General features: G+C 42.2%; 16 protein-coding genes. 8 read left to right on the top strand and 8 right to left on the bottom strand.

The window, feature by feature from the left end; all coding sequences use genetic code 11:
- Positions 1-447: 447 nt before the first annotated feature.
- A complete protein-coding gene (locus AC1DO4_RS13690; protein WP_477416680.1) occupies positions 448-1,470 on the bottom strand; it encodes a sensor histidine kinase in 1,023 nt (340 codons plus the stop codon).
- Between the two features lie 312 nt (positions 1,471-1,782).
- On the opposite strand from AC1DO4_RS13690, the gene AC1DO4_RS13695 reads away from it, so the two are divergent.
- Positions 1,783-2,148, top strand: a complete 366-nt coding sequence (locus tag AC1DO4_RS13695) for a response regulator (RefSeq protein ID WP_477416682.1) — start codon at positions 1,783-1,785, stop codon at positions 2,146-2,148.
- A gap of 16 nt (positions 2,149-2,164) precedes the next feature.
- Here AC1DO4_RS13695 and AC1DO4_RS13700 read toward each other — a convergent pair whose 3' ends face one another.
- Positions 2,165-3,604, bottom strand: a complete 1,440-nt coding sequence (locus AC1DO4_RS13700; RefSeq protein WP_477416684.1) for a PAS domain-containing sensor histidine kinase — start codon at positions 3,602-3,604, stop codon at positions 2,165-2,167.
- A 332-nt stretch (positions 3,605-3,936) separates the two neighbouring features.
- Between AC1DO4_RS13700 and AC1DO4_RS13705 the strand changes: the two genes are divergently transcribed.
- Positions 3,937-4,209: a hypothetical protein gene (locus AC1DO4_RS13705; protein ID WP_477416686.1), complete on the top strand. Its 273-nt coding sequence runs from the start codon at positions 3,937-3,939 to the stop codon at positions 4,207-4,209.
- Positions 4,210-4,352: 143 nt separating this feature from the next.
- Here AC1DO4_RS13705 and AC1DO4_RS13710 read toward each other — a convergent pair whose 3' ends face one another.
- Complete coding sequence (locus AC1DO4_RS13710; protein ID WP_477416688.1) at positions 4,353-4,538, bottom strand: DUF2188 domain-containing protein; 186 nt, start codon at positions 4,536-4,538, stop codon at positions 4,353-4,355.
- Positions 4,539-4,774: 236 nt separating this feature from the next.
- Between AC1DO4_RS13710 and AC1DO4_RS13715 the strand changes: the two genes are divergently transcribed.
- The 6 genes from AC1DO4_RS13715 (at position 4,775) to AC1DO4_RS13740 (ending at position 8,715) form a co-directional block, all read left to right on the top strand.
- Positions 4,775-5,167 (top strand): response regulator transcription factor, encoded by a 393-nt coding sequence (locus AC1DO4_RS13715; protein WP_477416690.1) that lies wholly within the window; start codon positions 4,775-4,777, stop codon positions 5,165-5,167.
- Positions 5,168-5,188: 21 nt separating this feature from the next.
- Positions 5,189-5,365 carry a hypothetical protein gene (locus tag AC1DO4_RS13720; protein WP_477404587.1) on the top strand — a complete coding sequence of 59 codons (177 nt, stop codon included), beginning with the start codon at positions 5,189-5,191 and terminating at the stop codon, positions 5,363-5,365.
- A gap of 16 nt (positions 5,366-5,381) precedes the next feature.
- Positions 5,382-5,552 (top strand): hypothetical protein, encoded by a 171-nt coding sequence (locus AC1DO4_RS13725; RefSeq protein WP_477404589.1) that lies wholly within the window; start codon positions 5,382-5,384, stop codon positions 5,550-5,552.
- Between the two features lie 208 nt (positions 5,553-5,760).
- Positions 5,761-6,390, top strand: coding sequence for a PIG-L deacetylase family protein (locus AC1DO4_RS13730; RefSeq protein WP_477416693.1), 630 nt, complete (start codon positions 5,761-5,763; stop codon positions 6,388-6,390).
- A gap of 3 nt (positions 6,391-6,393) precedes the next feature.
- Complete coding sequence (locus AC1DO4_RS13735; RefSeq protein WP_477416695.1) at positions 6,394-7,536, top strand: glycosyltransferase family 4 protein; 1,143 nt, start codon at positions 6,394-6,396, stop codon at positions 7,534-7,536.
- A gap of 12 nt (positions 7,537-7,548) precedes the next feature.
- On the top strand, positions 7,549-8,715 hold the full coding sequence (locus tag AC1DO4_RS13740) for a glycoside hydrolase 100 family protein (RefSeq protein WP_477416697.1): 1,167 nt from the start codon (positions 7,549-7,551) through the stop codon (positions 8,713-8,715).
- A gap of 38 nt (positions 8,716-8,753) precedes the next feature.
- Here AC1DO4_RS13740 and AC1DO4_RS13745 read toward each other — a convergent pair whose 3' ends face one another.
- Genes AC1DO4_RS13745 through AC1DO4_RS13765 form a run of 5 tightly spaced genes read right to left on the bottom strand, consistent with a single transcriptional unit; the run spans position 8,754 to position 14,408 of the window.
- Positions 8,754-10,109, bottom strand: coding sequence for an alkaline phosphatase family protein (locus AC1DO4_RS13745; RefSeq protein WP_477416699.1), 1,356 nt, complete (start codon positions 10,107-10,109; stop codon positions 8,754-8,756).
- 9 nt (positions 10,110-10,118) lie between these two features.
- Complete coding sequence (eboE, locus tag AC1DO4_RS13750; RefSeq protein ID WP_477416702.1) at positions 10,119-11,324, bottom strand: metabolite traffic protein EboE; 1,206 nt, start codon at positions 11,322-11,324, stop codon at positions 10,119-10,121.
- Positions 11,325-11,336: 12 nt separating this feature from the next.
- Entirely contained in the window at positions 11,337-12,500 is a 1,164-nt protein-coding gene (locus tag AC1DO4_RS13755; protein WP_477416704.1) for a 3-dehydroquinate synthase, read from the bottom strand.
- A gap of 31 nt (positions 12,501-12,531) precedes the next feature.
- Positions 12,532-13,419: a UbiA-like protein EboC gene (eboC, locus tag AC1DO4_RS13760; protein WP_477416706.1), complete on the bottom strand. Its 888-nt coding sequence runs from the start codon at positions 13,417-13,419 to the stop codon at positions 12,532-12,534.
- 5 nt (positions 13,420-13,424) lie between these two features.
- Positions 13,425-14,408: a TatD family hydrolase gene (locus tag AC1DO4_RS13765; RefSeq protein WP_477416708.1), complete on the bottom strand. Its 984-nt coding sequence runs from the start codon at positions 14,406-14,408 to the stop codon at positions 13,425-13,427.
- Positions 14,409-14,414: the final 6 nt, after the last annotated feature.

Raw genomic sequence — 14,414 nt, forward strand, 5'->3', positions numbered from 1 at the left:
TAAAAAAAAGCCCAACCGCCTCGTGATCGTCATTGCGAGTTGTAAAATTTCGCGAAACGCTGAAGGAGGAATGACAAACCGGCGAAAGACTTACGAAGTTTTAAAAACTTCGTAAGTCTGGGATTCTACAACTTGTCATGGGTAGGAGGTACGACGAAGCAATCCCCAAAATACAGATTGGATTTGCATAGGTTACTCTGTAAGTTGGGGATTGCTTCGTACCTCGCAATGACGGATAAGAGGTTTGTGTGTAAAAAAAAAGTGTTAAAATTTGCTAAACGCTGAAGGGAAAATGACGTTTTAAAAAGAGTTTTTGCAAAAAAAGCCCAGGGTAGGTGCGAAGCAATGAGAGAAGGATCTGAGCTGGGTAATGTCTGCCGGCCCGCCTATTAATTTCCTGATGTTCAGTCCGAGGTCGTCGGCAATTACTATTTCATCTCTCAATGATTACTTTTTTAATAATTTAATACTTACCGAAAATGAGTTTTGATCTTCTTTGATGATGATATCATCGCCAGACCAGAGACGGTATCTTTCTGCAAGGTTCGCCAGTCCATACTGAGTAGATGTTACTTTAACTTTTTTGCATTGAATATTATTGCTGATAACAAGCCATTCATCTTTTTGGATAATACTGACTTTCAACGGATCTTCCTGTGTGAAATTATTGTGCTTAATGGCGTTCTCCAATAATGGCTGTAGCGAAAAAGAAGGCAGAAAATAGCTTTTTAGAGCGTTGTCTGTTAATGATACCGTACAGTCCATCGCCCTGCCAAACCGGATGCGCTGCATGGCGAGGTAATCATATAACAGTTTTACTTCATCTTCCAGGCTGGATATATTGGATGACTGATGAAAGATGGAGGCCCTTAAAAAATTGGCCATATGTACAATATAAGTATCGGCGGTTTGAGTGTCTTTATGGTAAAGTGCCTTTAGTGTATTTAAAGCGTTGAAAAGGAAATGCGGCTGGATCTGCTGCTTTAAAACAAGGTTCATCGCTTCTGCATTGGCCGCTTTTAACTTGGAAAGCTCCAGTTCGCTTTCCAATTTATGTTCGTATAATAACACGGAATCGTGTATCAGCGTAATAAGCGTATTGATGACGATACCTGATCCAACAAATGCGAAGAATGAACCGGGCTCCCAAAATGACCATACTTTACCTGACACGTAAGAAAAACAGGGCCTTAACAGGAGGTAAATCAGGATACTGGCAGGGTAGGTTAACAGGCGGCGATAAATTGAAAATTTTTTCGACCTGATCGAAAAAAATTTCGCCAACGCCATCATCAAACCGATATCGGCATATCCTACCAGCAATATACCCGACATGGTAAGTATCGTAAACGGTATTATATGACTTGGCGTACCACTGTTATAAACAACCACATAGAAGATAAAACCGATAATTATCGATTGTAGCCAGGTGAGATGGTTTAAACGTTTTAAAGGTAACTTTTCTTCCATATTAACAAATATAATCAATCGATAGTGGGTTGTTTCGGGATTGCTAACCGAACCGGGCAAAAGCAAACCCGAAACGTTTAAAACCTGAATTGAAATGATATCAAACAGTTACAAACAGCAAACTTACTTCTGTCAAGAAAAGAATTCTTCACTTTAATGGCGTCGGAGCCATTTTCGCCGATGTAATTAAATGGCTGAAGTATAAGTTCCTGTATCTTAATAATTTAATTAATATCTTTGTGGGCCCTGAAATCAAGTTAACTCGTCCTTTATAATCTTTTCTCTTCGGGCATTTACTTAAACCAGACAGCTATGGAAACGATAATTGTTCAGGATACCGACAAAGCTATTTTGGAAATCCTTACCGAGGCTTTGGAGATGGAAAATTTTAAGGTGTACCCGATAATGGATTTTGATGAAGGTTTTCTGGACCTGATAGATCGGGTCAAGCCACATGTGATCATATTGGATTATCGGTTAACCGGCTATCGCTGTCTGGAGGTGCTCCACAGTATCAAGAATAAATACCTACACCTACCGGTTATTGCTACCAGTTGCAATAGTAATATTAACCACGAGTACAGCCTGCTTGGTTTTGATGGTTATATCGCCAAACCCTTTGACCTGGATCTGCTTTACAGGATATTGAGGAAGCATATTCCTAAAATAGAAGCTTAAGCAAGCAGCATAAGCGTTATATCGGAATTTTAAACCAGAACGTACTTCCTTCTCCCACCTTACTATCAACGCCTATTTCGCCGCCATGTTTCCTGATAATCTCTGCGCTTATAAATAATCCCAAACCCAGGCCGGAATATTGACTTTCCATGCTATTCCCCTGGTAGTAGCGGTCAAAAAGCAGGGGCAGCTTATCAGCCGATATGCCCGGACCCCGGTCGGTCACTGATACTTTTACTGTTGTCGCAAGTTGCTCAATCCGGATATGGATCTCCTTCGATTCCGGGGCATATTTAACCGCGTTACCCAGGAAGTTTACAATTACTCTTTCAATCCGCTCCGCGTCCGCGTTAACTTCGAGTTCTTTCGGACCATTAATGACGACCTGCGGGAATCCTTCGACGCGCAGATAATTGCAACATTCTTCAGCCACCTTATACAGGTTGAAAATTGTCTTTTTTAAATCCAGCTGATCCCTATAAGTCTTGCTTGCGTTTAACAGGTCATCAACCAGCATAACAATTTTATTAACGCTCTTATTGGCTTGAAGAATTAATGTTTTTAACCGGTCGGCTAAACCATCTTTCGTCCTGTCCAATAGCTGAAGAGAGGTTTTTAAACTTGTAATAGGCGTTTTCAGTTCGTGACTGGCAATGCTGATAAAGTCATCTTTATGGCGTTCTATTAATTTATCTTTGGTTATATCGCTGATGGTTCCCAATGTCTTCAAAGGTTTCCCTGTAGCATCAGTCTCTGTTTTACCCTGGAAATTCACCCATTTAACCGAACCGTCCCGGGTAATAAGCCTGACTTGCAGGTCTATCATATCACTTTCGGGCAGGGAGTTGATAGCTGCCTGAAACTTTGGCAGGTCTTCTTTCCACAAATGCGGGAAATATGTTTCTATATTCCAGTTTTCCTGCTGCCGATCATAACCAAAGATTTCATCGTGCCCTTCTGAACGGTAAACCATGTTGTCCTTTAAATCCAGCTCCCATACTGCCATTTTTGAATATTTAAGCGCCATATTCAGGCGTTTTTCGCTTTCTTCAAAACGCTTCAAACCGGTGTAGTCATCTAATACGGTAAAGCCAAAGGTTTCGCCTTCATCGTTAAACAAAATCGTTGTCACGTTTACCCATACAAGGGATCGGTCTTTTTTGTGAAGACAAGCCTGGAGTTTAAAAAAAGGAACTTTTTTTGACCAAAGCTCCATCTGCAATTCACGCCAATGCTGTTTATATTCTTCGCAGGCATGATCAAGAATTTTTGAGCCCTCAATTTCTGCGGTGGAATAACCCAGTAGTTCTGCCAGGGCATTATTTGCTTTTAGGATCGTTAAATCCGATGCAATAATCTTGCTGGCGGCACTGGTCTGCTTAAATATGGTATTAAATTTATCATTGCATTCCAGGAACCTTTTTTCAAAGTTTGGTGAGCCAATTTCTTTTTCCATACCGAATCACTTTATGATCAAAGTATTAACATATTTTGGCTAAAAAGTGTTTGATTAAAGCTTGTATAAACAGACTTTGCCCGCATGGATTTGTATCAGAAAAATGCTGCTTTTCGGGAAAAATTCCACCACATTTTGCCTGGTATACGGGTTGGTTCAATTATATAATTTACTTAAAATTCCTTCMCTTATGGAAAACATCCTTTTGGGCAATGGCTGATGATATTTTTTTTGGTATCGGGCATACACTTTCAATTTGGAATTGTAAAATTGCTAATAAATTTAGCAATTCATATGAAGAATTAAAAAATAATTTTGACATTTGTTTTATCATGATGAAGAATATGGAGTTGACCAAAGAAGCAAAAGCATGGATTAAACGTAAAAGCGGCCCTGACGAGATTGTGCGGGTAATGCCCGATACGGAAAATAAGGGAGCAGTGCTGTGCTATCACTTGTATACTGCCTTTGAAGATAACCCTGATTACTTAGGCCGGATATTGTTTGATGCACAGGGTTACTGGATTTATGATGGCGAAATACTTACCGTTGCGGAACAGGAACAACTGGCGAGGTTCATTATTGGTTACGTAGAAACGGTTTAAAAGGTTAGAGGAGAGGGACTTATATGGAGCAGCTGCGCGTTTTGCAGAAGCCGGACAGCGCACGAGATTGCCAAAAGAATTGTTGGAATATCTAAATCCGCCAAACCCAATGACAGCCAGGGTCAATCTAATTTTTGGGGTAGTTATTTAGCTTCCTTTTTCTTTTGGTTAGCAAAAAACTGACGTGCACGTTTCAATCCTGTAGCAATGGCGATGCCTTCTTCAGCGCCATCTTTCAATACTTCATTTGCGATCTCTACCGCCTTTTCCCGAAGCTTTTTTGGCTGATTTTTATAAGATGGCGGGTAATCTCCGTTATACCAGGGCATAAAACCTCCTTTTTAAAATTAACAGCCTGAAAAATGGAATGTTTTAGTGTCATTAATGACTTGGTGCCTTGCCTGGTGCATACCCAAATTTAACCCATATTAAGACACTGATTTTTTCTTGGTTAATTATATACTAACGGGACAAACACTACGTTAAAATCATACCATTTATTCAACCAACACCAAAATTATTTCTGCCGGTGTTTCTATTGTTTATTGATAAAAAAATAAAGCTTATGGAAACGATCATGGTACAAGAAAACGATGCTGCCACCTTAGAGGTGCTCAGTATCGCTCTACAAATGKAGGGATTCCGTGTTTACAGCCTGACTGATCAAAACGAAAATGTTCTGGATATGATCAGGCAGCACCATCCAAAGCTTGTGCTGCTGGACTGCTGGCTCAGTAATCACTCCGGCAAGCAGGTTTGCCAATGGATCAAGTCGCATTTTCCAGGCCTGCCGGTAATTGCTATAAGCTGCGATAACAACATTGATGCACATTATCGGGAGCTGGGTTTTGATGATTATCTAAAAAAACCATTCGACCTGGATCAGCTTTACCAGGTGGTAAGGAAACAGCCCTCCTGGTATAAACGAAAAAAGAAATACACCGAATTAACACTATAAATATGCACTAATTTAAAGGTCATGGATATCAATTATTGGTGGATCGGTCTGTTTATCGTCCTGATGGCTATACTGGTAATCTGGCTGATCAAAAGGAACATCAAGGACGAAAATAAATTTGAGAAAGAATTGATACAGTCGGAACTTAAGCCGGAGGCTCACAAGGACCATGACGAACAGTCGCCGGATAATGTTTAACACAAAACTAAAGGCTATGTTATTAAAGAAAAATCAAACGGCTGTTTCAAACCAGCCAAGGGCACCGGTAATAAAAACCGAAGGACCGCTTTGTGAAAAAGACGAAGAAGGGTTATCGATAGAGCGTACCAAATTGCTTCAAAAGGAAGCCCTTGAAAAATGGCATCGCTTAAAAGGGAACAAGTAAAACAAGAATGGTGTTGGCTGAAAAGTTAGCACCATTCTCAATTTATATACCTGCTTTTCGACAGCTTTGGCGTATACCAGGCAAAAATTTTAAATACCCGTGAAAACTCCATTCACCACTACCCAGCTTCACAGGAAGCCCATTCAGTCACATGCCCGGCGTAATCTTTAAAAACTATTTACTGGAATAAGTGTTTTTTATTGACCTGATGGACAAAAAAACAAAGACAGTGGCCATTATTGTGGCACATCCGGATGATGAGACCTTGTGGGCCGGGGGGACTATTTTAAGCAATCCTTACTGGCAGTGTTTTATTGCCAGCCTTTGCCGGAAAAACGATCCCGACCGCGCTCCCAAATTTGAAAATGTTTTAAATATTTTAGGTGCAAACGGCGCGATGGGGGATATGGATGATAGCCCCGAACAAAGCCCACTGCCAGAGCACGAAGTAGAAAATTCAATACTTGCATTATTGCCGTTAAATCACTTTGACCTTATTATAACCCATAGTATTTATGGGGAATACACCAGGCACCGCCGACATGAGGAAATAGGCAGCGCTGTGATCCGTTTATGGCACTCGGGTAAATTGACGACCAGCGAGTTTTTGGCTTTTGCTTTTGAAGATCATCAAAGGGCTCATTTTCCTGTTGCGATAAAAAAGGCGCCTGTTTTTTATGAATTGCCGTATGAAATTTGGCAAAGGAAATATAACATTATTACAAATACATACGGATTTAATCCGGACAGTTGGGAAGCGCAAACTACCCCGGGGGAAGAGGGCTTCTGGCAATTTTTAAGCGCCGACCAGGCCTATGATTGGTTGGTTAACAGATAATATATGAAAGTTTTATTATTATATGATTATCCCCCGTCTCCCAGCGGTTTGGCAACGCAAGGTGAACTGCTTTACAAGGGCCTGATTGAAATGGGTATGGAGACCTTTGCTGTAAATTGCGAATCTCCACAGGAAAAGGAATGGTACTACCGCTGGTTTAAACCCGACGTGGTAACGGGGATCGGTTATTGGGGGCATACGCCTGATCTGATCCTCCATCCGCAGAAATTTGGAGTTCAGCCTGTTCCCTGGTTAGTTGCCGACGGTTATATTGCCAATTACCAGGATGTATTGAATAAGTTACCGTTGATTTTGGTCACTTCAAACTGGGTAAAGGAAATGTATGTGCGCGATGGAATAAGCGTTGAAAATATTGAGGTGTTACCCGTGGGTTGTGATACAGATGCTTTTATACCCCGTGAAAATGATGATCCGAAAATTGCAGCAGTAAAAGCATCATTGGGTATATCGCCTGCTGAATTGATGCTGCTTACCATTGGCGGGGATGCAGCATCAAAGGGCGCGCAGGAAGTAATGCGCGCGCTTGCCCTAATAAAAGACAAAGTACCCCCCTGGAAATATGTTTGCAAGGTATGGCCGCAGCCACGTACTGATCTGCAAAACCTGGCTGACCGGGAACTTGCCCGGGAGCTGGGTATTGAAGAACGCGTGGTTTATGCAAACAGTATTGTATCGCGGAATTTTATACCTTATTTAATGGGGGCGTGTGATATTTATGCAGCGCCTTCGCGTTTGGAAGGTTTTGGTATGGCGCAAGTGGAAGCAAATGCCTGCCACAAACCGGTTATATCCATGAAAGCGATGGGTATGCTGGATACAATGGTTGATGGTGAAACTGCCCTGCTTGCCAATGTAGCGCAGCATATTGTGGTAAACCACGTTACCTTAGGAAAAGCTGCAGGCTATGAGGAGAATCATATTGTTGAATTTGATATTCCCCGTACGGTAGATTATCGGGCAAACGTAGATGATATAGCTGCAGCTTTACTTGAACTGATGAACCACCCCTTAAAAAGGATTGAGTTGGGTAAGGCAGGCAGAAAACGTGTTGTTGAGAATTTTGATTACAGGATAGTAGCCAAAAAATTTGTTGAAACAGTGACCCGTAAATTAAGGATATCCTAAATTGAGCAAGCTATGGAAACAGTAAACTGGTTGGAGATTGAAGCAGCAAAAAAAGCCGCTACCGAAATTTTGATCCATAATTCGCATGGACCATTTCACGGTTTACCGCGTACCGCCGGATGGGGATACCCAGAGCCCTACACCCGCGACCTGATGTTGTCTATTTTAGGCATAGCGGTGAGCGGTAACAAGCACCTTATTGAAAGCACCCGTAAAGTATTACAAACGCTTGCAAAAAACCAAACCAGTCACGGCCATATAACTTCGCTGGTACATGATAAAGATGACCGGGGTGCAAGCGATACTACGCCATTGTTCTTAATGGGAGTTGGCATATTCAGGGAGCTGACAGGCGAAGCAGATTTTTTAGAAGACGCCGTGCAAAAATCATTGACCTGGATGGAGTATCAAAGCCCGTCTGACCGGATAATGGTTGCCCAGCAGCCAACAAGCGACTGGCGCGATGAGCAATGGGTATTAGGATATGGTTTGTTTGTAAATACGGTTGTTTACAGTTACCTGCGCCTGCTTGGGCAGGATGAGCGGGCAGACCAGATGTGCAAAGAAATGAAACGGTTTACCATTGAGGATTACATCCCGTTTCACAAACACGAAGGGCTTAAAGTTAAAAGCAAGCCGTATTATGCTTTCTGGTCATACAAGGTTCATTTTAGCGAACGGTTTGATTTGCTGGGTAATAGTATGGCTATTCTTGCCGGTCTGGTATCTGTTTCAAAAGCTGAAGAAATTATAGCCTGGATAGAAGAAGAATGCAGGCTTATGAAGCAAAAAGGCGATCTGGCTGCTGACATTCCGCCAAATTTTTTCCCTTTTGTGCTGCCTGGCGATGCTGACTGGCATCCCCGATACGAGAACTTTAACATGCCCGGCAATTATCACAACGGCGGAATCTGGCCGTTTATATGTGGGTTTTATGTTGCGGCCCTTGTTGCTGCTAAACGGTATCGGCTTGCAGAGCAAAAATTGATGGAGCTAACCAAACTGGTAAGGTTATCCCAGGACCAAAATCTTGAGTTTGGCTTTAACGAATGGATAAAGGCGCAGAATGGCCATGTGATGGGGGTTGACTGGCAAAGCTGGAGCGCTGCTTTATACCTGTATGCTGCAACCTGCGTACAGGAAAGAAAAACGCCCTTTTTTGATAAAATGAGGGGATAATCTATCACCTCATTTCATCGTTTTTGCACTTCAATTTGCTACTTCATTGTTAAATGTTTCCAGATAATGTCAAAAACATCAACCGGAGCAATATGATCCTGTAAAATCTTATTGTCGGTTATTAATACGGGTTTATACTTTTCAGGAACACCAGTCCGCCCATGCGATCCTTTAATCAATGTGGCATCTAAGGGGATAACATCCATTACATACCTAAATCCGGCTTTTTTGCGCAGCAATTTGTATCCTGCACGGGCTTTTGAGGTCATAAACATTTCCACAGGATCATAACCCGGTTTTTTGTGAATGTCAACCACGCGGGCATAATCAGGTGCTTTGGCATCATCCAGCCAAAAATAATAGGTAAACCAGCAGCTTTCATCAGCCATTAATACCAGGTCTCCGGCACGTTCATGATTTATATGGTAAGCGGCCTGCTCTTTACGGTCAAGCACAAGCTCGATACCCGGTACTGTTTTTAATAAAGCTTTTACCTGTTCCGTTACCGATGGGTCATTAATGTATACATGGGCTATCTGATGATCAGCAACAACAAACGCTTTGGATGCGCCGGGATCAAGCAGTTCTAATCCCCGTTCTACACGTATCTGTACCAGGTTATGTTCGCGGAATAAACGGTTTAAATGTATGGGCTTACTTACCGGGGCTATACCATATTCGGACAACAGGACGATACGTGCTTTCTTCTTTTCATAAAAAGTAACCAGTTCTTCAACAAGGGCATCTATTTCTCCAAGCTCTTTGGCTATTTTTGATTCATCGGGCCCAAACTTTTGCAGGCAATAATCCAAATGCGGAAGATAAATCAATGTAAGGGTAGGGTTGTGCAGGTCATCGGTATACATTGATGCATCTGCTATCCATTTGCTCGATTTGATATTTGCCCCTGGCCCCCAGAATTGAAACAGCGGAAATTGCCCAAGCTTTTCCTGGAGCACATCACGCAGTTCGGCAGGGTGTGAATAGCAATCTGGCATCTTCCTTCCGTCGGCTAAATAATTGGGCCGGGGTGTTACCGAATAATCGGCGGTAGAATACATATTATACCACCAAAACATCATCGATGAGGTAAAAGAAGGGTCTTCCTTTTTTGCCTTATCCCATATCTTTTCTCCGCTTACCAGCTTGTTTGATTGTTTCCAGAATTTAATTTCGCTGTCAATACGGTCATACCAGCCGTTACCTACTATACCATTTTCAGATGGATATTTCCCTGTAAGATAGGCTGATTGCACGGCAGTGGTTACGGCCGGCAAAAGTGGCTCAATGGTACTTAAGTTTTTTTTGGCGATATATGCTTTTAAAAAAGGCGTATGTTCGCCAATCACAGCGGTAGATAATCCTACAATATCAATAACAACCGTTTTATTCATAATACCAAATCAGTTTGTTAATTTGTATTTAACCCATTCCAGTTCCCTGATAATAGATTGAGTAAGGGGAATCTTCAAAGCATCCGGTAATACACCCCATGTATAAGTTTCTACTTCAAGATGATTGGTAAAAGGGTTTTGCGCCTGGATGGCTAATACCTTTATGATGTCGGCTTGTGTGGATTGAAGCAGGCCAAAATTCTCTAAAAATACAGGTACATGAAAATGCGCTCTCCATTCACGAGCATCATCAGTTGCTGTTAATGCATTGGGCAAATCAGGGTAGCGCAACAATTCCCCGTTGGTAAGCCTGGCAATAACCTGGTGCAGGTAGGTAGATTCATTAAATTTTTCAAACTCTGCCAGGATTGCCTTTTTATTGGCGCGCGATGCGTCAAATGTTGCTTTAAGTGCAGCGCTGATCTGTATTTTACCCACCTTTATTCCTTTTTGGGCTAATTCATTAATGACGAGTTCATGCGGTTCGTAACCTATGGCAAAATGGCAAACATCATAACATAAATTTATATGATCCCTGATGAGCTGTTGCGATTCGGCAGCTGGTATTGAATATTCCTTTTCAAAAAAACCAACACCTTGCGGCAGCAGGTCCCGCTCAAACCATTCGATAAACTCTTTCCCTGTTTCCAGTATCCCATCGGGCTCGGGTTCTATATCCAAATGTAATTTAACACCTGTTTTTTGTTTTATGATGTTCAGTTCTGCAGCTATCTGCAATATGTTTTTTGTGGCCGCTGATTTGGCCGCTTCAAGTGCCGCCTCGCCATCAAACCAATTGCGGTAACTCAATGGCGAAGTTGATATACCGCCTTCCATGTCATCGGGCAGCAAAACAGCCAATATCTGGAATAGCCTAATGGTATAAGCCACGCGGTCGCTGGTTGTCCAGTCGGGTGCGTGCACCTGGTCTTTAACTATAACATTATGAAACCCGCCATACGGGAAGCCATTCATTGTAAACACGTAAGCGTCATGAAGTTGTAACCACTGTTTAAACTGTGGCAGATTATCGCCCTGGAGTAGCTCGATACTGGCAATATTAGATAGCCGCAGCCCAATACCCATTGGCGCATCCGGTGATAGTTGCTGCTTTATTTCGGGAAAGCTAAGTTTCAAAGCATCGAAATGATCGGCCCAGTTTTCGCCAGCGTGTATATTGGTGCAATAGGTTAAATGCCCTGCTGTAAGTTTCATAAATGTAGATGATTAGTGCAATTGAAGTTTATGCATCTGCGCTAATTTTTCGCCAGCCTGTTTTAACAGGTTGGTATCAATTTCGTGCACTTCTTCGCCTTCCCCAATAGCGTTAAGCAGCATAATGGTTAGCTGCCCGCCTAAATGTTCCCGAAATTCTTCCAGTCCGGCTAATATTGGGCTGTTGTCTTTATCTATTTGCAATAAAGGATGTGAAACTTCAAAGCCAAGGCTTTGCAAGGTTTGGATTATCCTGGTGCTTTGCGCAGATGGTAAACGGCCCGAAAGATCAGAATAAACCGTATCAAGCGCAATGCCCATGGCTACTGCTTCACCGTGGCGTACTTCAAAATTGCTCAGGTACTCCAGCTTATGTGCGCTCCAATGCCCAAAATCAAGCGGGCGTGATGATCCGCTTTCAAAGGGATCATTACCGGCAATATGCTCCATATGGAGTTGAGCGCACTTCCATACCAGGTAATTCATTGTTTCCATATCGCGTTTAACCAATGCTTCGGTATTTTTTTCAATCCAGTTGAAAAATTGCTCATCTTTTAATAAAGCAACCTTTACCGCTTCAGAAATTCCTGAACGCCATTCGCGATCGGTTAATGTTTTTAAGAAATCATCATCATTAAAAACTACTGCCGGAGGCATGAATGTTCCTAAAAAGTTTTTCTTGGAGAAGAAGTTAATTCCATTTTTTACCCCGATTCCAGAGTCATTTTGCGAGAGCACCGTGGTTGGTATACGTATATGTTTGATGCCACGGTGTGATACCGCCGCAGCATAACCCACCATGTCGAGCACCGAGCCGCCACCAATAGCTACAATATAGGAGTGCCTGTCAATGCCATAGGTATTAACAGCTTCAACAACGCTGTCAAAATAAGTTATGTCATTTTTTACTACCTCACCACCCGGTACAACCAAAATATCCGGAATAAGCCGGACATGGTTGCTAAAGGCAAAATATTCCTGTATTTGTGCTATCAGCTTAGGGTGGGCGTCAAGGACGCCTTTATCGGCAACAAAAAGTATTTTACGTAATGAAGCCGGTGTGCCCGAACCTTGTAAAAAGTCGTTAAATAAGTTGTTGGTTTTATTAAAAAGGCCAGTGGTAAAATAAACCTGGTATTCAAACTTTACAGAAAAAGATTGAGATAAATGCTTCATATACAGAAAAAACGTTTTTTAATTAATGTAATTACGTGACGGCAAAAAATTTTGCCAGCCAGATTGATAATGGCAGTAAACAGGCTATCATTAATGCAGTATAAACAGTGCTGAATGTTACCGCCCATGCAGCATCCATCAGTATTAATGAAATAACGCCGGCTTTAACTGCCCCGCCAATATTTTTACCTATAGGATTTTGAATTGCCTTAAACAATGGTTTAAAGATCATCCACAAAAATGGTATAAGGATAATAACAGATAGGAGCAATTTATTATTCAGGTAGGAAAAGTAAAGGATAAAAGCGGTTACTATACCATACAAAAGCGCGGCAATGTATAAATTTCGCTTGCTGCCGCCATGCACCTCTCCGCGACTGATCATGGTAATTGAAAAGATATAAACGATAGGCACAATTGCAAAAAAATACCATTGCGTTAAAGCAGCTGTTACAATGCTGATACCTAAAAGCAAATTTAAACCCCTGCATAATCCCATGTTAAGCGGACCAAAAAAGGAGTGATGCTTACTGATCTTGTTATATAACAAGGCGAAAAAGCTGATTCCTGCTGCTAATAATGCAGATACCAGGCTAACCATGCCTGCAGCTATAATCCCTGCCAATAAAAGGGCGCTGCCAAATACAGTAGCCTGCCCAAGACTGATGCGGCCGCTGGGGATAGCACGTTCCGGACGTTCGATCTTATCCAGTTCGGCATCAAAAACGTCATTAAACACTATACCGCCACCATATAAGCATGCTGTAGAAAAACAAAGCGTAATAATGGCCTGTAAATGATCTTTGAAAGCCACTTGTGAAAAAGCACCCGCTATGGCTGCGCCAGCCAATACATCCGCAACCGAGGTTACAACGTTGGCAGGTCGCATCATCCGTAAATAATCCAATATTTTTTTCAAAACCGTCAGCTGATAATAATAGAGGATTTATTGATGCGCGGTTGTTGGCCGCCCCGTAAAATACTGTTTCCTTCAAACCTGGCGCTTTGATCAATGGCCGCAACAAAGTCGGCTTCGTTGATTTGCCCGCTTTGAGCAAAAGCTGTTATGGCGTTTTTATAGGTAACCAATTCTATGTCGGCGTCGCTTATTCCATTGAGTTTCATTAAAGCTGCAGTTTTTGGTACCGCCAGCGGATCGCTAATACCCCAGTCGGCCGCAGAGTTAACCATGATTCTTTCCGAACCATATTGCTTCGTGATTTCAACCATGCGCTGATTTCCCATCTTAGTAAACGGATAAATGGTAAAGGCTGTCCAAAAGCCCCTGTCCAGCACTTCTTTTACAGTTTCCTCGTTATTGTGGTCAACAATTACCATATACGGATCGAGCCCATGTTCAATGGCTATATCCATGCTGCGTTGGGTTCCCCGTTTTTTATCGCGGTGGGGTGTATGAATTTGTACTGGTAAACCGGCTTCCTTTGCCAGTTCGAGCTGCAAACGGTAATATTTTTCTTCTGCTGCGGTTTGGTCGTCAAATCCTATTTCGCCAATTCCAACCACGCCATCTTTATACATAAATAACGGCAGCATTTCCATAACCTGTTCGGCCAGGGCTTCATTATTAGCCTCTCTTGAGTTAAGCCCTATGGTGCAGTAATGCTTTATTCCAAATTGCGAGGAACGAAACCTTTCCCAGCCAACCAGGCTACTGTAATAATCTTTAAAGCTATCTACTCCTGTACGCGGCTGCCCCAGCCAAAACGAAGGCTCAATAAGAGCAACTATTCCCGCGTCGGCCATGGCCTGGTAATCGTCGGTAGTGCGTGATGTCATATGAACATGCGGATCAAAGAATTTCATCCCCTTTATTAAATCCATATCAAATTTCTCTGCAGATTGCACCAATGGCACACTTCTTTCCTCTATATTATGGCTGCAACACATTTTCTT

It is taken from the genome of Mucilaginibacter sp. P5_A6 (genome assembly GCF_056400585.1).